This window comes from Paenibacillus wynnii, from assembly GCF_000757885.1.
In the GTDB taxonomy this organism is placed as follows: Bacteria; Bacillota; Bacilli; order Paenibacillales; family Paenibacillaceae; genus Paenibacillus_AQ; species Paenibacillus_AQ wynnii.
The window spans coordinates 2,400,995-2,422,669 of sequence record NZ_JQCR01000002.1 but is presented as its reverse complement, the minus strand read 5'-3'; the positions used below and the strand labels follow the sequence as shown (position 1 = coordinate 2,422,669).

18 protein-coding genes are annotated in these 21,675 nt (G+C 46.6%); 6 read left to right on the top strand and 12 right to left on the bottom strand.

The genetic code is table 11. The annotated features are described in order from the left end of the window. Positions 1-59 precede the first annotated feature (59 nt). Positions 60-2,039, bottom strand: coding sequence for a methyl-accepting chemotaxis protein (locus tag PWYN_RS13490; protein ID WP_036652446.1), 1,980 nt, complete (start codon positions 2,037-2,039; stop codon positions 60-62). Between the two features lie 221 nt (positions 2,040-2,260). After that, positions 2,261-2,644 (bottom strand): Fur family transcriptional regulator, encoded by a 384-nt coding sequence (locus PWYN_RS13485; RefSeq protein WP_036652444.1) that lies wholly within the window; start codon positions 2,642-2,644, stop codon positions 2,261-2,263. Positions 2,645-2,817: 173 nt separating this feature from the next. Here PWYN_RS13485 and PWYN_RS13480 point away from each other — a divergent pair, with 173 nt between their 5' ends. The 4 genes from PWYN_RS13480 (at position 2,818) to PWYN_RS13465 (ending at position 6,924) form a co-directional block, all read left to right on the top strand. Beyond that, positions 2,818-3,957, top strand: coding sequence for a diguanylate cyclase (locus PWYN_RS13480; RefSeq protein WP_052087938.1), 1,140 nt, complete (start codon positions 2,818-2,820; stop codon positions 3,955-3,957). Between the two features lie 203 nt (positions 3,958-4,160). Further along, positions 4,161-5,714, top strand: a complete 1,554-nt coding sequence (locus PWYN_RS13475; protein WP_036652442.1) for an FAD-dependent oxidoreductase — start codon at positions 4,161-4,163, stop codon at positions 5,712-5,714. 146 nt (positions 5,715-5,860) lie between these two features. Next, the gene (locus PWYN_RS13470) at positions 5,861-6,580 is read left to right on the top strand and encodes a 3-ketoacyl-ACP reductase (protein ID WP_036652440.1); all 720 of its coding nucleotides are present in this window, start codon (positions 5,861-5,863) and stop codon (positions 6,578-6,580) included. A gap of 29 nt (positions 6,581-6,609) precedes the next feature. Continuing rightward, the gene (locus PWYN_RS13465; RefSeq protein WP_036652439.1) at positions 6,610-6,924 is read left to right on the top strand and encodes an antibiotic biosynthesis monooxygenase; all 315 of its coding nucleotides are present in this window, start codon (positions 6,610-6,612) and stop codon (positions 6,922-6,924) included. A gap of 525 nt (positions 6,925-7,449) precedes the next feature. Here the strand turns inward: PWYN_RS13465 and PWYN_RS13460 are convergent. The 8 genes from PWYN_RS13460 to cidR form a co-directional block, all read right to left on the bottom strand. Continuing rightward, the gene (locus PWYN_RS13460; RefSeq protein ID WP_036652438.1) at positions 7,450-9,666 is read right to left on the bottom strand and encodes an MMPL family transporter; all 2,217 of its coding nucleotides are present in this window, start codon (positions 9,664-9,666) and stop codon (positions 7,450-7,452) included. A 198-nt stretch (positions 9,667-9,864) separates the two neighbouring features. Next, on the bottom strand, positions 9,865-11,766 hold the full coding sequence (locus PWYN_RS13455) for an ABC transporter ATP-binding protein (protein WP_036652437.1): 1,902 nt from the start codon (positions 11,764-11,766) through the stop codon (positions 9,865-9,867). After that, on the bottom strand, positions 11,763-13,523 hold the full coding sequence (locus tag PWYN_RS13450; protein ID WP_036652435.1) for an ABC transporter ATP-binding protein: 1,761 nt from the start codon (positions 13,521-13,523) through the stop codon (positions 11,763-11,765). Before PWYN_RS13450 ends, PWYN_RS13455 begins: the two co-directional genes overlap by 4 nt. Next, positions 13,516-14,004, bottom strand: coding sequence for a MarR family winged helix-turn-helix transcriptional regulator (locus PWYN_RS13445; protein WP_036652433.1), 489 nt, complete (start codon positions 14,002-14,004; stop codon positions 13,516-13,518). Before PWYN_RS13445 ends, PWYN_RS13450 begins: the two co-directional genes overlap by 8 nt. Before the next feature lie 197 nt (positions 14,005-14,201). Next, on the bottom strand, positions 14,202-14,327 hold the full coding sequence (locus PWYN_RS30305) for a hypothetical protein (RefSeq protein ID WP_276203412.1): 126 nt from the start codon (positions 14,325-14,327) through the stop codon (positions 14,202-14,204). After that, the gene (locus PWYN_RS13440) at positions 14,281-15,687 is read right to left on the bottom strand and encodes a DNA-binding protein (protein ID WP_084146710.1); all 1,407 of its coding nucleotides are present in this window, start codon (positions 15,685-15,687) and stop codon (positions 14,281-14,283) included. The genes PWYN_RS30305 and PWYN_RS13440 overlap by 47 nt, the downstream gene beginning before the upstream one ends. Positions 15,688-15,826: 139 nt before the next feature. Next, positions 15,827-16,063, bottom strand: a complete 237-nt coding sequence (locus PWYN_RS13435; protein ID WP_240479735.1) for an aspartyl-phosphate phosphatase Spo0E family protein — start codon at positions 16,061-16,063, stop codon at positions 15,827-15,829. Positions 16,064-16,179: 116 nt separating this feature from the next. Further along, positions 16,180-17,064: a cidABC operon transcriptional activator CidR gene (cidR, locus tag PWYN_RS13430; RefSeq protein WP_205622748.1), complete on the bottom strand. Its 885-nt coding sequence runs from the start codon at positions 17,062-17,064 to the stop codon at positions 16,180-16,182. Between the two features lie 116 nt (positions 17,065-17,180). Between cidR and PWYN_RS13425 the strand changes: the two genes are divergently transcribed. Together PWYN_RS13425 and PWYN_RS13420 are read left to right on the top strand one after the other, a co-directional pair. Next, positions 17,181-17,552, top strand: coding sequence for a CidA/LrgA family holin-like protein (locus tag PWYN_RS13425; protein ID WP_036652426.1), 372 nt, complete (start codon positions 17,181-17,183; stop codon positions 17,550-17,552). Next, entirely contained in the window at positions 17,549-18,232 is a 684-nt protein-coding gene (locus tag PWYN_RS13420; protein WP_036652425.1) for a CidB/LrgB family autolysis modulator, read from the top strand. The genes PWYN_RS13425 and PWYN_RS13420 overlap by 4 nt, the downstream gene beginning before the upstream one ends. A gap of 57 nt (positions 18,233-18,289) precedes the next feature. Here PWYN_RS13420 and PWYN_RS13415 read toward each other — a convergent pair whose 3' ends face one another. Together PWYN_RS13415 and PWYN_RS13410 are read right to left on the bottom strand one after the other, a co-directional pair. Beyond that, complete coding sequence (locus PWYN_RS13415) at positions 18,290-19,258, bottom strand: Gfo/Idh/MocA family protein (RefSeq protein ID WP_036652423.1); 969 nt, start codon at positions 19,256-19,258, stop codon at positions 18,290-18,292. 54 nt (positions 19,259-19,312) lie between these two features. After that, complete coding sequence (locus tag PWYN_RS13410; protein WP_036652421.1) at positions 19,313-21,628, bottom strand: helicase C-terminal domain-containing protein; 2,316 nt, start codon at positions 21,626-21,628, stop codon at positions 19,313-19,315. Positions 21,629-21,675: the final 47 nt, after the last annotated feature.

The window sequence follows — 21,675 nt, the reverse complement described above, 5'->3', positions numbered from 1 at the left end:
ACCGTTATTGTTGTTTATCAGTATACTTGCAAAGGAAGGCAAAGGGAAAGTATATATTACTATTGCAATTTGAAGCGCCCGACAAGCTTTTGCAGCTCCTCTGCCAAATGACTGAGATCTGCGGACGAGGAAGCAATTTCCTCCACGGAGGCCAACTGCTCCTGTGCAGCAGCTGAGATTGTTTCTGTATTTCCAGCAGCTTCCTCAGAGATACCCTTGATATCTCCAATCGCTTGCTCCATACTGCCCGCTTCTATAGAAAGCTTACGTACCGCTTCGTTCATTGCCTCAATCTTCTCCGCAGCTCCCTTAACGGCTCTGCGAATCCGGGAGAATGAACGTCCGGTAGTATCTACAGCCATGATACCTTCAGTTACCCGTTCTTTGGCTTGCTCCATCGTTTCTGCTGCTAATTTCATCTCACCGTAAATCGAACTGATCTGATCGGAGATCAGGCGTGCTGATTTCTCGGATTCCTCCGCCAGCTTGCGAACTTCCGAAGCCACAACAGCGAAGCCGCGTCCCTGCTCACCGGCTCTGGCTGCTTCAATAGAAGCGTTAAGCGCCAGCAGGTTCGTCTGACGTGCGATGCCGGTAATGACGCCGACGATCCCGATAATTTGCCCGGTACGGTCGTTGAGCTTATCGATTACACCGCCAAGCTCCTCCACCGTGATTTGAATACTATTAATCTTATCTACAACACTGATAACGGAATCATTACCTTCTGCGGCAGAGTGCGAGGTTTTGCCCATCATTTCTGATACCTGCACCATATATTCAGCAATATTGGCTACTTCACTGGTTGTTGCCGCGGTACTCTCCATACCTTTTTGCACACTTTTAACCTGCTGCTCACTGCCTACTGCCACCTCTTGTATGGCAATGGTGACATGCTCGATCGCCTTGGTGGTTTGCTCAGCACCAGCCATCAGTTCCTCCGCCGAGGAGGATACGTTGTCGGTCATCTCCTGCACACTTGTAATCATCTCACGCAGATTGAGCACCATAATTCCGAAGTTCTCAGCCAACATCCCAATCTCATCACGCCGGAAGGAACCAATGTCTATGGTTAGATCCCCTCGGCTTATCACCTCTGTCGCTTTCCGTAGACGGAGCAGCGGTGCAAGAATGGAACGGACGTTGAAATAAATAAGCACCAAAGCCAGTAAAACAGAGATGGCGATAACAATAATTGCTCTTGTTCGTATATCCTTTGTTGCAGCTGTGATCTCATCCTTGCTGATCGTACCGGCAACTCTCCAGCCGGTAAGCTCATTCGTCACATAAGTCATTTTCTTATTCGTATCCTTGAAGGAATAATCAAATAATGCCGCTTCGTTCTCGAACATTTTCTTTACGAAGTCCAAAGTCGATTCCTTGCCGATAGCTTCGGTAGGATGAACCAAGAATTTTTTACTGTTGTCAACGATAAATATGTAACCATCCTTACCTACCTTAAGGTTGGTCAAACTTGCCAGCTCTTTCAAATTAAGATTCAGAGCGATGACTCCGTTTCCGCCTTCCAACACTGCTGATATGGCAATAGCTGTCTCATTATTGATGGTTGTAAAAGCTGGTGATATAACAATCCCTTTCCCATGCTTAAGTGCATTTACATAGGAATTATCCTTTCGAGGGTCGTACCCGTCCGGTAGCTTTTGATCCGTTGCATGAATAGACTTCCCTCTTCCGGTCCCCACATAGATATCCAGCACATCGGGATGCAGCGCCGCATATTCCCTCAATCTCGTCAGTACACCCGCCGAAGTCTCCCCATTAACCTCACTGTTAACAGCATCGGATGACAGCTGCGCAGCAAAATAGTTAATATCATTTATTTTGGAAGAAACGTTGGAGTCTATAATTTCGTTAACAGCTACCACACTTTCGGTAGCACTGTTCAGTAACTGCTCTTCCATTTCATTGCTGGCCGATTGATACGTCTGGGTGCCGATGATGAAGCTGGGTACAAGCAATACGAGCAGATATGTAAGAATTAATTTCGTACGGATAGACATACGTACTTTTTTGTTCATGAGTGGGGATCACTCTCTCTTTCTTTTTCAATCATTTATTAAATATGAGGAAAGCGTTATACCTAAATATATAATTATATATCGGTTTTGGAAACACATATTTCTACTATATTTCTTCATTATTCTCATTGTTTGCTAAAATTCTTGTGATTTCATACAAAATAAGACCGTTTTATGTAAACGATCTTTTCTTATATATACAAATTCGAGTTTCTTAAATCTTATTTCTTGCAAGTTTGGCAGATACCCCCAAACACTACATGGGTATGTGAGATTGTATAGCCGGTTTCCTTAGCGACGGAACTCATCCAGTCCTCCGGGACATGGGTTAACACCTCATCCACCCTCCCGCAGCTTTCACACATGATATGCTGGTGATCATCCATACGGGCATCATATCGGCTGGCGGCCTCACCCAATTTAAGCTCCCGAATCATTTGTTTATCTGAAAGATACCGCAGTGAGTTGTAAACCGTACCGTAAGCTAAAGTATGGCCTTGTTCTACGAGACGGTTCATTACCTCTGCTGCTGTGGGATGGTCATGGGACTGGCAGACGATATCATAAACCGCTTTACGCTGAGAGGTTAAATTCAGGGTTTTCATAGCGATCATCCTTATGGTTTATTTTTAGACCAAGTATAAATCTTTGTTGTATAGAGGTCAATGAAAACGCATGTGATTTTTTTCTCATTACTTTTATTAAAGTCTCAGCTAAAATGAATACAGCCCTTTTTTATAAGGCACGTCAATTTTTTTCAAGGGGATTTTAATTTTAGATGATGATAAAAATAGTAACTAGCCTTTTCGCCAACTTTTGTATCCTCGCAACTTTTGTTTTCCTATCAGGGATGTTATCCAAAAGATTTTCCCTATCAGATCGACCACCATCTGTTCTTACCGGTATAAATGCAGGCCTGCTATTTGGAGTGTTCGGCATTATTCTAATGAACTACTCTTTTCAAATAAGTCCTGATATTTTCATTAACTTGCGCCACCTGACCATAGTAATCGTGTCGGCATATGTCGGCTGGTTCCCATCCTTAATCTGCGCAGCAGTTCTTGCTCTCGGCAGAATTCTTTTTTATGGCGTTTCGCTTAACACAATCTCAACAGCTGTAACTCTACTGCTTGGCGGACTTTGCTGCAGCTTGATTTCGGTGTTCCCTTGGTCACGCCTGAAGAAGATGACGGTCGGTAATATAGCTTGCATGGCACTTACTTTTATGATTTTGCTCCTTAATTTGGGCAGCCTGCGGGATCTTATGGATTTCTACCCCACTCAACTGTTGATTTCACTAGGAGCAGGGTTGGTCATCTATTATATTGCAGAATCTATCCAGCATTCTAACGAACTCTTCGCCCTGCTGGAGGTTCGAGCTACTACCGACTATTTAACCGGACTCCATAATCTCCAACAATTCCACCGTCATTTGGACAATGAGATTATTTGGTCTGAACGGCATCAGGAATGCTTGTCCCTGCTTGCGATTGATATCGATCACTTTAAAATCATCAACGATACATACGGACATCCTGCCGGAGATGAGGTGCTGAAGCAGCTGGCCAGGCGGCTCCAGAATCATTCTCACTCCCATGATATCGTATCGCGCAATGGAGGCGAAGAGTTCACGGTGCTGCTGCCGCATTGCCCGCTCTCTCAAGCGGAACAATCCGGAGAAAAGCTTAGAAAAGCTGTAGAGAATGAACCTTTCCTGCTTCCAACGGGCCAAAAAATCACGATTACAGTCTCCATAGGTGTGGCTTGTTATCCTGAGACTGTAGCTGAAGCAGACGGAAAACTCTTGTCCCACTGGGCCGATCAAGCTCTCTACCTTGCTAAAAATACCGGACGGAACAAAGTATCCGTTAATGCGAATTACTCTGCCGCAGGATATTCCATGAAACCAGCTACCTGATCATCACGCAGTGTCTATCCTTTCCAAATCATATCCCCTATATTTCCCCTAGATATCCCAAACCCGTTATCTGAACCTGTATTCTGTAACTCCTTCGAGACATTAACCTTACATCCTGATCCTTAAGAAGCGCGTACGAGTTTCTTTTTGGGGATGAGTGGTAATAAATGAAAGGAGTTATATACAAATGGAGGGATAACGGGATGAATCCAGAAAACAATCTATCGCAAAACCTGCCGAAGTATCCAGAATCAATGTGGCGTGATACTACAGATCTACCTTCTTTTCCAAAACTTAAAGGTAATCATGATACGGATGTCGCTGTAGTGGGCGGCGGAATAACCGGAATCACAACCGCCTATCTGCTCTCCAAAGCTGGTTATAAAGTTACTTTGTTGGAAGCGGGGGTGCTGCTGAACGGCACTACCGGGTTTACGACTGCCAAAATCACCGCCCAGCACGGTATGTTCTATGATGAACTCATCAATCATTTCGGGGAGGAAAACGCCCGATTATACTATGAATCTAATTCGCAAGCCATGGAGTGGATCATCTCGACGGCTGAAGAGCTCGGCCTTTCCTGCGGGATGAAGCGTGAAGCAGCCTATCTCTACTCTGATGCCGACGATGATAATACACTGAAGCAGCTAGAGCAAGAATTTAAAGCTTACGAGAAGCTTGGCATTCCCGGGCAATGGCTGGATCATATCCCTTTGCCCCTAATCGTGGGAGGGGCCATTAAGCTCCCGGGGCAAGCACGTTTTCATCCTCTGCACTATTTGCAGGGGTTAATTCAGGCCTTTCTGGACAATGGCGGAGTGATTTATGAGCATACGGTAATTGCTGAAAATGTAGATAAGGACGGTAACCTAACTCTATATACCGAAAAGGATCAATATCAAATCACCTGCCGGCATGCCGTGTCCGCTTCCCACTTCCCCTTTTATGATGGAGGAGCCATGTATTTTTCCCGTCTGTATCCCGAGCGTTCCTATATTCTCGCTATTGAACCGGAATCGGAATTTGTGGGGGGAATGTATCTAAGTGCGAGTCAACCCACCCGATCTCTACGGGCCGTTGAATGGGAAGGGAAAAACCTGGTGCTTATTGGAGGCGAGACCCACAAGACCGGAAAAGGCATCTGCACCTTCGGCCACTATGAGAATCTGGAGAAGTTTGCCGGTCATACTCTAGGCATTAAGTCGATTCCTTACCGCTGGTCCACTCAAGATTTGATTACCCTGGACAGGGTGCCCTACATTGGCAGGATCTCGGAGGATGAGGAGATCTATATCGCTACAGGTTATAAAAGTTGGGGAATGACCAGCAGTACGGTTGCAGCGCTGATGATCTCAGACCAAATCCAACGTAAGGACAACCCTTATACAGACCTGTACGATCCTACACGATTTAAGGCGAATCCAAGTATAAAGAACTTTATTACGATGAATGCTGTTGTCGCCAAAGATTTAGTCGGGGGCAAAGTAGAATTTGTGCATAGAAAGCCCGATGAGCTTAAGCCGGACGAAGGCGCAGTCGTACGCCATGATGGCAAACGAGCAGGAGCATATCGAGATCCGGAAGGCAAACTGCATCTGGTCGACACCACCTGTACCCATATGGGCTGCGAGGTGGAATGGAATGACGGAGAGCGCTCTTGGGATTGTCCCTGCCACGGCTCACGTTTCTCTTATGACGGCAAAGTATTCGAAGGCCCCGCTACAACACCACTGACGACGCTGGATCCAGAGGAATAAGCTTAACGTTCATAATTAGTCAGTCTCATAAGTGGCTGATCCTTGCAATCAACTTGGGTGAACGTGATTGTCATCAGCCACTCAGGTATAATAGAATCTGTGAAATTCTTGCTTCAGAATAATCCAAGGGAGAGTGACGACAAGTTATGGATTTGAGAGGGAAGAGCATTGTAATTACGGGTGCAGGTAAGGGAATCGGGAAAGCTCTGGCTTTAGCGTTGGCTAAGGAAGGGGCAAATCTCGGGCTGATATCCAGAACTTCAGCAGATCTGGAAGCTTTGAAGTCAGCATTGACCGAAGTATACGATGTAAAGGTTAGCGTTGCTGTTGCTGATGTGTCTGTTCGTGAGGATGCCGAACGAGCGGTCGTAGCCCTTCAAAGTGAACTCGGAACATTTGACGCACTGATTAACAATGCCGGAATCGCCAAGTTTGGTACTTTTTTAGAGATGGATCCTGCGGATTGGGAGCAGCATATCAATATCAATCTGTTCGGTACCTATTATGTCACGCGTGCTGCATTGCCTGCGATGATTGAAAAGAATGGCGGCAACATTATTAACATCTCCTCCACAGCCGGAGAACGCGGTTTTGCAACAGGCTCTGCCTACTGTGCTTCCAAGTTTGCTCTGATGGGGATGACAGAGGCATTAGCACAGGAAGTTCGGAAGCATAATATTCGCGTGGTGGCTTTGACACCTAGCACCGTCAATACCGGATTGGCTGAGAGTGCAGGCCTTAAGATCGGTGATGAAGACCGGATGATGCAGCCTGAGGATGTAGCTGAGCTGGCGTTGGCGGCGTTGAAGCTGCCGGATCGCGTATTCCTGAAAACTGCAGGAATCTGGACTACTAATCCGCAGTAGGTTGAATGAATAAATGGGGAGGTTTTGTCATGCTGGTAGTCACGAACACCATCAAGGTTAAGGAAGGCCATGCGGAGGCCATTGCGGAGCGCTTTGGCGTAGCGAATGGTGTACAGGATATGCCCGGTTTTGTCCGGATGGAGGTATGGCACGGCAGCGCCAAGGAAGGCGTAGAAGAATTGAAAATCTGTACCGTCTGGGACAATGAGGAAGCTTTCAAAGGCTGGACCTCTAGTGACTCCTTTCGCCAATCCCATCGGGGGGCCGGCGGAAATGAAGCCATCCTGGGAGCTTCTCTTGACAAGTACGAGCTGCTGATCAGCCGGACTTCAGGGAATGAATAGAATACGATATAAGATGAACTTAAGACCTCTATGTGGACTACAGATCCCTTATTGTCGATAAATTGCTCTATAAGTAAGTTATGCGGACACAGATGCCGTTATTGATGAATACTCGGCTATTTATTGCCGAATTCTTGTAAGTAAAGCCTTCTGAGTCCGCATAGATAAGGAATTTAGGTAAATGGAGTAAATAGCGTCCGCTGGGTCCGTTAAGCTTACGCATTCATCTTGAGCAGAGATCTACGCTGTTCATTATCCAGAAAAAAACACCGTCCTCCCTTTGTCTCCGGATTTCATCCGAAAGACAGCGGTATAAATCAAGAAAGTCTTACGACAACAGCGGCTGGAAGTCCAAACATTCACCGCAGTGCGTCTACTCCTTTATTCTAAGAATCTTAAGTTCAATCTATATTGATATCTATTACAAAAAACAGGGATGATCCAACAGCCTTAAGGCTTGTGGATCATCCCTGTTTTCGATTTTTTCTTTTTTAATCTTTTAAAATCCAGCCCTACACATCGTTACTAATCCACACTAGAAGGCAGTGGTTTCTCGACCTCTTGATGCTTGCCTGGCCAAAAGGCTAGACGGCCGAGGAGCACCGTGATTGCCGGTACGAGGAACGGACGAACCACGAACGTATCCAGCAGGATACCCAGCGCTGTAATAATACCAAACTGCACAAGCACTTGAATGGGCAGAGAAGCTAGTACGGCAAAGGTACCAGCCAGGATAATACCTGCGGATGTAATCACCGATCCGGTCTCATTTACCCCCTCAGAGATGGCTTGCTTCAGCGGCATGTTTTTGCGCTTCTTCCATATATTCGAGATCATAAAAATGTTGTAATCCTCGCCGAGCGCGACTAGAAACACAAAGGAATACAGCGGGATAGAGCCTTGAATCGCCTCCGCACCCAGTCCGTAATGGATAATAAGCCAACCTAGGCCCAGTGCTGAGAAGAAGGACAGAATTACCGTTGCCACCAAATAAATGGTAGCCACAACAGAGCGTAAATACAGGAGCAGCAGCAAGGTGATTAATCCGATAACTACGGGGATGATTAGATTTGTATCCCGCTCTCCAACCTCTTTCGTATCATGCTGAGTGGCGGTCTGCCCGCTAACCCATACACTGCCCTTGGGATCTTCAATCCCTGCATCGATTAATGCTTGCTCAACCGTAGCCTGCAGAGCTGGAACGTGACTCATGGCCTCCAGCGAATACGGATTGCTTTTAAATTCGATATCATAGCCCAATATATTCTTATTCACTGCACCTTGCTGGGGATCCGAGACGGTATCTACATAAGAAATCCCGCCCAGAATGACCTTCAAATCTTGACCGTTCGCTATGCCCTGCGTATCAAGCATCAGCTTAGCTGGGGCTAGTTCCCCCGGGGAGAACTGTTTGCCAATCATATCGAAGCCTTCACGGGACTCCATGTCCTTTGGAAAAGAGGAGAGAATATCATACGTGAATTTAATCCCGCTGGAGAAGGAGGCCAATATTCCAAGTATCACTACAGTAACACCAACGATAGCCCAAGGACGGGAGACTACAAGTCCTCCAATTCCTTTTTTACGGGAAACCTTTCGCTGTGGAATAGGCTTGCCTTTAGCTTTGGCCCGATCCATCTCCATTTGAGGTGTCCGCGGGATAAACGGGAAGAAAGAGGTCCGACCGAAGATGGCTAGCAACGCCGGAACCAGCGTCAGACTGGCGATACCCATAATAAAGATGGAGACGCTGAACGGAATCGCAAAACGATGATAAGCTCCGAATTGGGCCAGCAACAGCGCAAGCAAAGCCAACACTACCGTGAAACCGCTCATTGCGATAGCCCCGGAGGAATCAGTGATGGCACGAAGCAGCGCTTGGCTCTTACTTTCCTCAACCTTCAGCAACTGACGGAACCGTGAAATCAGGAACAGACAGTAATCCGTACCAGCACCGAACAGCAGGACGGTCATAATCGATATGGCTTGCGAATCAACGGTGATCCAACCGGCCTCAGCCATTTTACCAAGCACCGGACTCGTTACACCATACGCGAAACCAACTGCAATTAGCGGAATCAGAGCCAATACCGGGGAACGGTAAATGAGCAATAGAAACACTAACACAAGAACTACTGTTGCTATTAACAAGGATACGTCTGCATTCTTGAACAATCCTGTAGCATCAATAGAGATACCAACCGGTCCGGTAACACGAAGGCTAAGATCACTTCCATCCAGCTTCGCAGCCACGGGGTCACTACCCGTCTCCTTTACAATAAGAGCCTTTAACTGGGTCACCGCTTCACCGAGCTGATCGCTGTCTGCAGTTTTATTGAACAGCACCGGTGTCACCAATGTACTGCGATCTTCAGATAATGAAGCCTGCAGAGCCTGCGGCGGGAGCTGTCCAAGCGGAGGCACGAAATTCTGATGAGGCAGTGGAGACTTTTCCAGGTTGCTGTATAAGGCTTGAATATGTAATAGATCCTCCTGAGACATTCCACCTTCACGGTGCCATACGAGTAGTGCAGGTATACCACTACCGCTCGGAAATTCCCTCTCTGCGACAATCGCTGCCTGTACAGATTGTGAGTCCTTCGGAAGGTTAGGGGCATTATTCTTTTCCTGCGAATTTACAGCCGGCCATAACATGCTAAGAGCACCTACTACTGCAATCCATACCAAAAGCGTGATCCATTTCGTTTTGCTACCTGCCACCCATTTTCCGTACCCTGACATCCCAATCACCGCTCTCTGTACCCTAGGCCTTTGAAATGAGCCACGGGTCATTTTTATACTCTTATCATATATACCCTTTAATTTTTTATCAAATCTTTTTTATCTTGTCCCTGGTAAACCTGCCTATCAAGAAGAAAACCCCTTTTCAAATAGGCTTAGCACCATTGAAAAAGGGGGGTAATAAATTGATATCAGAGGCTAACCAACCTCAGGCAAGTCTTCCTCTGAGAACTGACTGTTGTAAAGATCGGCATAGAATCCACCTTGTTCGAGTAAATCTTCGTGGGTACCTTTCTCTATCACACTGCCTTGATTCATGACCAGGATCATGTCTGCATCACGTATTGTGGAGAGTCGGTGAGCGATAACGAAGCTGGTTCTGCCCTTCATCAGGCTGTTCATTGCCTTTTGAATCTGCACCTCGGTCCGTGTATCCACGCTACTGGTTGCTTCATCAAGAATTAGAATAGACGGGTCAGCCAGAATTGCCCGGGCAATAGTAATCAATTGCTTTTGACCTTGTGAAATATTGGAGGCCTCTTCATTCAGCACGGTGTCATAGCCTAACGGCAATGTCCGGATGAAGTGATCCGCATGGGCTGCCTTAGCCGCACGAACCACATCCGCTTCCGTTGATCCTTCACGTCCATAAGCGATATTATCGCGGATCGTGCCGTTGAATAGCCATGTATCCTGCAGCACCATTCCAAATTTACTGCGCAGTTCACTGCGTTTCATGTCGGTAATGCCGATTCCATCAATCACAATTTCCCCACCACTGATCTCATAAAAGCGCATCAGAAGGTTAATCAGGGTTGTTTTGCCGGCACCGGTTGGACCCACAATGGCTATGGTCTGCCCAGGCCGAACATCAATATTCATATCTTCTATAAGGATCGCATCTTCTTTGTAGCCAAACTTCACATGACGGAACTCAACAGCGCCTTCTTCAGCACCCATTTCCTGCTTCGCCAGCACATTGGATACTTCAGCGACTTCCTCTTCTTCATCCAGCAGCTCAAATACACGTTCTGCCGATGCGATCGTGGACTGAATGATATTGGCGATGTTAGCCGTTTGTGTGATGGGCATCGTGAACTGACGCGAATACTGAATGAAGGCCTGGATATCTCCGACTTCAATCACTTTTTTAGTGACAAAGATACCCCCAACCACACAGACTAGCACATAACCCAAGTTACCGATAAACATCATGAGCGGCATAATCATACCGGACATGAACTGAGCCCGCCAGCCGGAATCATAAAGCTTATCATTAATATCATTGAAATCATTAAGTGATTGCTTCTCACGTCCGAATGCCTTGATAATACGGTGTCCGGTATACATCTCTTCTACGTGGCCGTTCAACTGTCCGAGGGACTTCTGCTGACCAATAAAGTAGGATTGTGACCGCTTGCTGATACCTATGATAACGACAAAACTCAGCGGTAAAGTAATTACAGTAATCAAGGTTAACCATGGACTGATGGTCAACATCATGATAATGACACCGATAATGGTGACAATGGCTGTGATCAACTGGGTTAAACTCTGCTGAAGCGTCGTGCTGATATTATCAACATCATTAGTCGCGCGGCTAAGAATTTCACCATGTGTACGGGAGTCAAAATATTTCAGCGGCAGCCGTTCAAGCTTACCGTTGATTTCCTCACGCATATCAAATACAACCTTCTGAGCTACATCGGCCATAATATATTGCTGAATGTAGCTGAACAGAGCACTGAATAAATAGAGGCCGACTAAGATAAGCAAGATGTTATTAATATATCCAAAGTCAATGGAAGCTCCTTCAACACCCTTCATCATGCCGTAGGCACCCTCAAAAAGCTTGGTAGTCGCCTTACCCATGACTTTAGGGCTGAAAATACTAAATACTGTACTGGCAATAGCCATAATAAAAACTAACACTAGCTGAACCTGACGCGGGCGTAAATAGCGAACCAACCGGCGAAGAGTGCCTTTGAAATCCTTGGCTTTCTGAACAGGCATCATCATTCCAGGAGGGCCGGCACCTGGACCTCTATGTCGGGGCGGTGCGGCATCAGGACGTTTGTACTCTTTATTAACTTCACTCATGCTATTTCCTCCTCTGACAACTGCGAGGATACGATCTCGCGGTACACTTCATTATTCTTCAGCAGCTCTCGGTGATTTCCCATTCCGACGATTTGACCGTCATCAATAACAATAATCCGATCTGCATCCATAACTGTACTAACCCGTTGGGCCACGATCAGCACAGTACTCTCTGTGGTCTCACCCTTAAGAGCGGCCCGCAGCTTGGCATCGGTCTTGAAATCAAGCGCCGAGAAGCTGTCATCGAATAGATATACTTCCGGTTTTCTAACGAGCGCACGGGCTATAGACAAACGCTGCTTCTGACCGCCGGAGACATTATTGCCGCCTTGAGCAATCTCTGAGTCAAAGCCTTCCTTCATCGCAGACACGAAATCGAAGGCTTGAGCCACCTTCGCGGCATGCAGAATTTCTTCCTCGGTCGCATCATCTTTCCCGTAGCGGATATTCTCATTAATCGTGCCGGTGAACAACACAGCCTTCTGCGGAATATATCCTATCTTGTTCCGTAGCTCTTCTTGCGTCATATCACGTACATCCACTCCGTCTACACGCACAGAACCCTCATTCACATCATAAAATCTTGGAATTAAGCTAAGCAGTGTGGATTTACCGGACCCTGTACCGCCAATAATCGCAGTAACTTCACCCGGACGGGCACTGAAGCTGATTCCAGAAAGAGCCGGCTCCTCTGCACCCGGATAGGAGAAGGACACGTTGTTAAATTCCACGAATCCGTGCATACCATCCCGACCGTCCTTTTTAGTCGCAGTAGCGGTAGTTTGCAGTTCACTTTGGGTAGGATCTATAATTTCAGGTTGCATATCCAACACTTCATTGATACGAATAGCAGAAGCAGAGGCACGCGGAATAAGTACAAACATCATAGAAACCATAATTAGGGAGAACATGATTTGCATAGCATATTGAATGAATGCCATTAAGGAACCCACTCTAAGATTGCCCTCATCAATCCGTATTCCACCGAAATAAAGAATGGCAATCATAGAGAAATTCATTACTAGCATCATAAGGGGCATTAGGCCAGCCATAATTTTATTTACTTTAATAGCGGTATCCGTCAAATCACGGTTAGCTTCACTAAAACGTTTATTCTCATGTCCAATCCGGTTGAAGGAGCGAATAACACGGATACCGGTCAAATGCTCGCGCAGCACCAAATTTAATTTATCCAACTTGATTTGAATGGCTTTGAACAACGGCAAGCCCTTCATACCAATGAAGAAGATCGCTCCGACTAGGACAGGAATTACCACTACAAAGATCAGGGATAACTTAGCATCCTCGGATACCGCCATAATAATACCGCCAATCATCATCATTGGAGCTCCTATCATCATACGAAGCATCATGGTAAGCACCGTTTGCACCTGCGTGATATCATTTGTCGTCCGTGTAATCAAGGACGCTGTACCCAACTTGTCGAATTCATGCAGGGTGAAATTCTCTACATGATTAAACATTCGCGACCGGGTGTTCTTACCGAACCCCGCTGCGACCTTAGCAGATAAATAGCTGGCAATCACAGAGCACAATGCGCCTCCACCAGCAACCAGCAGCATAAATCCGCCAATTCTCCAAATAAGGCTTCGATCTCCCTGTACGATCCCTTCGTCGACAATGTCGGACATCAATGTTGGAAGGTATAAGTCGCCCATTGACTGTAAGAACACAAGGATTAATACAGCCGTAATCGCGAGCTTAAAGGGTTTCAATTGTTTGAATAATTTAATCAAGCTTCTCATCTCCGTTCATTTGTAACCGATCTAAGTCTGGCGGCGGATTCTCTTGAGCAAATTGATGCACCTTCAGCAGCAGATCCGCCAGCTGATTGCTCTCTTCTTCACCTAGATATTCAACCAGTTTTTGTAAAGAGGCATCCCTATGCACCATGGCTCTACGAGTAACCGCCTTGCCCTGCTCTGTCAAGAGCACCCGAACAACTCTGCGGTCCGTAGGATCAGCCTGCCTTTCCACCATGCTTTTGGCCTCCAGACTGTTAATAAGCTGGGTCACGGTTGGAGGTGTAAGACCGAGATAGCGGCTAATTTCTGACACCTTCGGCCCCTCTTTTTTAAATTTCATATGCCTTCCAATACTTAACATCAAGGTCATCTCACTCGGCTTGTTCCCCTCCGAGGATCGTTGCCACTGTGCTCTATGCAGCTGGCGAAGGGCGATCATAAGCTTATGAGCGACTGTATTTTCATCATTCATCCCAATCTCTCTCACCTCTATATTAGTTAGGTTAACAAATTATTAGATACTATATTAATTAGGCTACCTAATTATATTTTCGCTACATGACTTTGTCAATACACAAAAAAAACTCCCACCTATCGGCAGGAGAACAAAGTAAGACTATGTAGATTTGTATGATAGCTTGTCCAAATCTTACTTGAGATGCTCACAGCTCACCCATGCCCTACTCCATGCTCCATAGGTGTAACCATTCCGCCAATATCTTTGGAGATCGATCCCAATGCAATAAAGCTAAACAATGCCAAAACGGCGGTCATCGTCAACAGCGTTTTTTTCATTTATTCTCACCTCCTTCATGAGCATCTGAAATTCGCTTAACTGCTTCACTGAAGCTTGATCTCTATTCATTTCCAATAGTGTTATACATTGTAATAACCCTTTTCCGTTATTCATAGCCATACTGGTCTTAATACATTGTATAACATAATCGATACCCTTCTCATATTTTTCTTTATTAATAAAATACATCGCCAACTGGTAGTTCAGCCTGAACCTTCGGTCCACATTAATCGGATCCTCGAAACGTTCAAATCTTAGCATTTCCCGCGAGAATCGTGTCAATATCCCCTCCACTGAATTTCCATATCGGTTAGCGGAGTGCATAATCGTAATCAGGCCAGGTAAAATTTCATTTGGATGTGCATTAAGAAAATCAATATAGCGGGGTAATATCCCAACATTGCCTGACAGCAGTTCTAACGTATACGTATTGGCCTCCGCAAACCGTCTGAAGTTATCTACCTCAACCCGAGCTGACTCATCATCAAGTAGCTCGAACCAGCTAAGATCGGCATAACCGGCTGTATATTTCTTGGCGTCTTCGTAGTTCCCCTGTTTGGTAAGGGCTACTGCCTTGAGCAGATAGCCGTGTCCATAATAAAGGACCAGCGGCTTTAACAGGTCAAGTGGTTCAGTGCGTCTGCCATTTCTACGTCTGCTCAATTCTTCACGATAAATTCCATGGGCCAGCGCTCTTAGCTCATCTGCATATTTCTCTACGGCTTTCCATTTGTGCAGGGTGAAGCTGACATTTGCCAATGTGAGCAGGCCATCCAGAGCCATATTCTCCGCAAGACGGCCCCGGAACGGTTCAAAGGTAATCACTGCCCGCAGTTGTTCTTCCATATCAACGACACTATCAAGAGACTTAAAAATACGATACTGACTAATTGCCAAACGATCCGAATAGTTGTCCGACTCATTCTCTGTTACAAGGGTGTAGAAGATTATGGATTCCTTAACCCTGCCTTGTTCGAATAATTTCTCAGCCACACTGAATATAAGTTCAAGCGGCTTAGGATATTCCAGAATTCTATTTAAAACTTCGTCTATGCATTGCGTTTTGCCCATCTCAGCACAACGTATAAGGAAAGGCTCCACCCGTCGGCGCGACACCTTATTCTCACTAAAACACTCTTCTATGTACAGAGTATAAAACCATCCTTTAGGAAAACCAAAGGCTTTGGTGATAGCATCCAGCTGGCCCAAGGATATAGGCTTAGGGGGATTCCCATGTAAAATAGCGCTAAGGCTGCCCCGGTTAAGACCGGACATCTTTGCAAACGAAGCGAGATTATGACCAGTATGGGTCAGGTGCTTCTCAATCTCTGATCGTATAGTTGGCATATTAGCTTTCACCCGAACCCCCCCTCTGCTGTCGTAGATGACTTGAATATATTTACATAATTATAGGTGAACTTGATAGAAAGTACAACAAAAAGAGGAAGCTGCTATAGCCCTCCCCTAATCTTATTCATTTATAGTTATATGGTCACAGCTATATCGTAAGAGAGGCACCGGACTTCCGGGAACGCAGACCTTCCATCATCCTGTTCTGTGCCATTAATATATATCGATCCAGACGTTCACTTAGTGCCACAACAGTACTATCGCTGAGGCTACGCTGCTGCGCCACCTCAAGCAACTCGCATCTAAGAGTTTCTATCGTCATCAATAGCTCGTCTTCTCTGAAATTATTGGTATATTCATCAGGGTAAGAATTTGGAATGGACACTACGTTCACCTTCTCTCTATCACCTACTATACTAGTATCATAATGGATGATACCAAAAAACATAATTTGCAAAAAAAGAAAAAAATGTCGAAGTTTCAAAAAAAATAGTTAAAATATTACTCCTCGAGAAGTCCCCGGGCAAAATCTATCCATTCGCGGGCCGCAAAGGAAAGATAACGGTCCCTCCGCCAGATCATTCCCACCTGCCAAGGAATAGCCGGCACAGTCAAGGGGATGATAGCGATCCGTGAACGGTCCATATCACGGCAGATGGTCTCCGGAAGAAGCGCAATTCCGAGGCCCGCAGCTACCATACGGCTGATTAGATCCCACTGTGAGCTTTCATAGACTACCTTCGGCTGGAAACCCGCTTTTACACATTCAGTAATAATACGGTCATGTAATGTGAAATCCTCCCGGAATAGAACGAACTCCTCCTCAGCCAGTTCACTCATCGGAACCGACTCCGTGCCTGCCAGCCTATGGGTTACAGGTACAAGTAGCTGCAGCTTTTCTTCGTTAAAGGAGAAGTAATGAAACCGGGCACTATTCACCGGAAGTACAACTACACCTACATCAAGCAATCCTGTCTCGACATCATTCTCTACTTTTTTTGCTCCATCTTCATACAGCCGGATGGTAACCTCCGGATACTTTTTATGGAATTGTCCGATTACAGCCGGGAAAAAGCTTGCGCCTACCATGGGCGGCAGCCCTATCCTGATATGACCTTTCTTCAAATCCCTTAGACTATCCAGCTCGGAAGACAGGCTCTGGAAAGACTCTACAGTGTTTTGTGCCTTCGTTAACAGAATTTCTCCGGCATCCGTCAGTCGGATACTTTTCCCCTCGCGGTAGAATAGATCCGCCCCGAGCTCCACCTCCAAATTGCGGATCATCTTGCTGATCGTTGGCTGGGTTATAAATAAGGACTCTGCTGCTTTGGAAAAACTGTTCAGCCTGGCCACTTGTACAAAGTATTCTAATTGCCGAATATCCACCGATTCTACCCCTCTTCCACACATAGACAAATGGAATGTCACTTATTCTTTCTATTCATTTTACCTATGAAAAGAATTGATGTAAACTTTCATTATCATGAAAGGGGCGGAGCCTTATGAAGAAAATAGCCAAAGGATTATTGCAAGTAACGGGGTTGACCGCATTCTCTCTCCTGATAAATGCGTTAACTTCAGTGTTGCATTTGCCTATACCCGGCAGTATTTTCGGCATGGTAGTACTCTTTATTCTACTGGAGCTTGGAGTAGTTCAGCTCAACTGGGTGGATATTGGAGCCTCCTGGCTGCTGGCCGAGCTATTGCTTTTCTTCATTCCTTCGGCAATCGGCGTCATGAAATATACTTCACTGCTCGAAGCTGACGGCCTGCGCCTGCTCGCCTTACTCCTTATAGGCACCTTTGCTGTGATGTCCTGCTCCGGGCTGCTTACAGGTGCTATTTACAAAGCAAGGGAGCGTAGATCCTCATGATAATCGGCCTACTGCTGCTCATACTTACTGTCGGAGTCTACCTGATCTCGAAGCAGGTATATGTTCTTAGCTCCAAAATGTATGTCTCCCCGCTAATCATCACACCGCTGCTTATTATAAGCTTCCTTCTGATTACAGGAATTTCATATGACTCTTACAATGCGGGAGGCCAATGGCTGACCCAGCTGCTGCAACCGGCAACTGTGGCCTTTGCAATCCCTTTGCATAAAAACTTCAAGGTACTCAAAAAGCACGCCGCCGAAATTGCGGCAGGCGTGCTCTCTGGTTCGGTAATTGCGGTAGTATCTTCGGTATTCTTAGCCAAATGGCTGCATCTCAGCAGTGATTTGACTACTAGTCTGGTACCCCGTTCTGTAACTACACCGATAGCTATGAGTATTTCGCAAAGTATCGGTGGCGTGCCGAATATTACGGCCGTCTTCGTAATACTGACCGGAATCCTGGGTACACTGATGGGGCCATCCGTTCTGCGCCTCTTCCGCATTGACAATGAGATTGCCCGCGGTGTTTCGCTGGGAACCGCTGCGCATGGGACGGGCACCTCTAAAGCCTTTGAGCTGAGTTCATTGACCGGAACCATCTCCAGCATCGCGATGATCTTGACGGCATTATTCACATTAGGCGTAACGCCGGGCTTGCTCGCGGTTTTCCTCCACTAATAGGCCGCCCCAGCTTGGGCCGCAGACATATCCTTCACTTAGAGGATGTGTCTTTTTTTATAATTTCACCGGGAGCCCCAATTTCGCAGATTCATAAGCTGCACAAGTCACCTTCAAAGTCTTGTAACCATCCTCGTAATCGCAAAGGATTCGCGAGCGGTCTCCGGTGCGCACTGCTTGCAGGAAAGCTTCGCTTTCTGCAAGATAAGGATCACCGGAGTTTGCATGCTCCGTACTGTCCCCACTCCGCACCTCCAGCAGCCGCTCCGGATTCCAATCCAGCAGGCCGCGGTCATTATAAAAACTTAGGCCTACACGGCTTACTTCTCCCGGCAATACGCATGTATTAGAGATATTAGCTACGATGCCGCTTTCAAGCTTCAGTGAAACTGTGCCTACATCGGATACAGTTACATTGTCATGCTGCTCATGTACAACCCGGTTGCCGAACATTCCATACACCTCGGTTACTTCGCCCCCCAGATACCGCAGCAAGTCCACAATATGTGTAGTCTGCTCTGTAAATTGCCCGCCGGACTGCTCTTGATTCCGCCACCAGGCTACGCCCGGCATGCTTCCCATCCATTGACCGACAATCATACCTACTTTATCTCCGCGCAAAAGCTCCTTCAGCCGGGCAATATTATCCTGATAACGGAAATGGTAACCGACCGAGGTTAATAATTGTCGTTCTTTGATGTCCTGAAGCAGGCTGGCGGGTATCTCCGTACTGACACCCAGCGGCTTTTCTATGAAAAAGGGAATACCCCGACGAATAATGGAACGTTCGATGGCTCCATGGGAATGTGGGGGAACACAGATATATACAGCATCCAGGTTCTCTGCATCCAGCATTTCGGTCGTATCCCCATATCCCGCTGCACCGTATTGGTTGGCCATTTCCTCCCCTTTTTCTTTACTGCTGCCACATACAGCCTGCACCTGCACTTCATCCATAGCGGCCAGCAAATCCGCATGTACTTTAGAGAACCAACCTGTCCCGATAATACCAATCTTAAGCGTCATAGGTTTAACCTCCCTTGAATCTGTTATGAATGCCCTTTCATATAGTATACGTTGTTATTTGATGACCCGGTAGTTTCTCCATTCCTCCGGAAGCAGCATCAAGTATGGACTCTGCAAAAAACGGTCATCTGCCAGCATAATGACTCCCGTATCCTGTTCGGTGCGAATCAGCCGCCCGCCCGCCTGCAATACTTTACACATACCCGGGTAGACATAGGCATAATCAAAGCCATTTTCCCCCTGATTATTGAAATACTGCCGTAGCAGATTACGTTCCAACCCGAGCTGGGGTAATCCGACACCTACCACCATTACTCCGTTCAATCGATCACCCGGTAAATCCACTCCCTCTGAAAAGATACCTCCGAGCACAGCGAAGCCAAGCAGAGTTTCCTCATTACCCGCCTGGAAAGACGCCAGGAAGCTCTCTCTTTCTTCCTCACTCATCCCCGTACCCTGCACAAGAGTTGTTATTCTAGGATAACTCTCCCTAAAAATCTCATACACATCCCGCAAGTACAGATAGGAGGGGAAAAAAACAAGATAGTTCCCCTTCACAGATACCATGTCATTTAGCGCACCTGCGAGTGGAACCAAGGACTTGTCCCGGTCATGATACCGCGTAGAAAGAGGGAGTACCGAAACCGTCCATTGCTCCTTTTGAAAGGGAGAAGGAACGACCAGACTGTAGTCATCCTCCGTGGCTCCAATCATATCTCTGTAATAGGACATGGGTGAAAGTGTAGCTGAGAACGAGATTTGACTGCGGAACCCCTTAGCCGTCTGCTGCAAAAGATAGGAAGGGTCTAAATTGAAAAGCTTCAAATATACATCGCTGCGCTGGACCTCGGCATAGGTAAGGTATCGCTCGTCATAGGTTTTGAAGGTGCGCAGCATGGCTTGTACCGCATAATACGTATCCAGCAAGCTCTCTTCACCCTCATCTGCTTCTGCTGTCTGAGAGGCTAATACAATAGAAGGTACTATAAGCTCCTGCTCTGCCTCCGCTGCAAATGCCTCCAGCAGGGAAGGCAGCTCTTCAGGATAGGTAATCCATTGGCCCTGGCCTTCCTCATTACAGCTTTTACGGAGCGCTATAAAAAAGCTGTTCACGTTTTTTGCGGCAATACTGAGTCTATGGTTTACTCCCTTGAAGGCTCGCTGCAAGCCTAGAAAAGGAGCTTTGCGAAGTGAAGCCGAGAACATCTCCCGCCCCCGGTCTACCAGGTTATGCGCCTCATCAACAAGCAGCACCGTTTCCTTCTTGTTCTCTTCCACCAGCCGCTTCAGGCTGATCCTTGGATCGTAAATATAGTTATAATCACAGATGATGGCATCACACGCATAAGCCGCATCCAGCGACAGCTCAAAGGGACAGACCCTATGCTTTCGTGCATACCGGGCTATAATATCCCGTGTCATCAGGGTCTCATGCTCCAATAAATCGATCAGCGTGTCGTTAATCCGATCATAATAACCTTCTGCAAATGGACAGTACTCCTTTGTGCAGAGGCCTTCCTCCCGAAAACAGGCTTTCTCTTTCGCCGTAATCGAGATGGCATGCAGATGCATTCCTTGTGATACCAACAGGGCAACAGCTTCTTCCGCTGCTATTCGGGTAACCGTCTTTGCTGTTAAATAGAAAAGGACCCGTGCCCGCCCTTCTCCCATCGCCTTGATAACCGGAAATAAAGTAGACATCGTTTTCCCAATTCCTGTTGGAGCCTGAGCGAACAAATTCACACCTTCTGAGACGGATTTGTACACGGCCCCAGCAAAATGCCGCTGCCCCTCCCGGTAGGTCGGAAAGGGGAAGTTCAGCATGCGGACGCTTTTCTCCTTATGTTGATTATGCTGAAGCAGCAGCTCCGCATACCTTGCATACCGGGATACCGTATCTATTGCAAAAGAATTCAGCTCCTCCAGAGTCAAAGTCCTATTCATACTTGTCTGCACTTCACTTCCGCTTTGCACATAAGTCAATCTCACCTCTATGGAGGAGAGGCCTTGTTCTGTGGATACCATATAAGCATACATAAGCGCTTGAGCCCAATGTACCGTGCGACCCTCACCCAACCTATCAAGCGGCTCGGAGGTTGATTTAATTTCCTCAACTATAAGCTGTCCTGTATCCTTAATTAACAGGCCGTCACAACGGCCATCCACTATGAATAACAGCTCACCATACGGAATTTCCGCCTTCAAATACACTTCCTTACGATCGCCTTCCTTATACTGCTTCTGTATCTTTCGATGAATCCGGGTACCCTCTGCCATGGAGGCGGCAGTATGGAAGCCCGATTCTATACTGCCGCTGCGGAAAGAATATTCCACAAGCGCTCTGACCGAGATCATAACCGGGTAATTCATGCCCTATTCTCCCTCCGCCGATCATTGTATAATTGTATAATTGTATA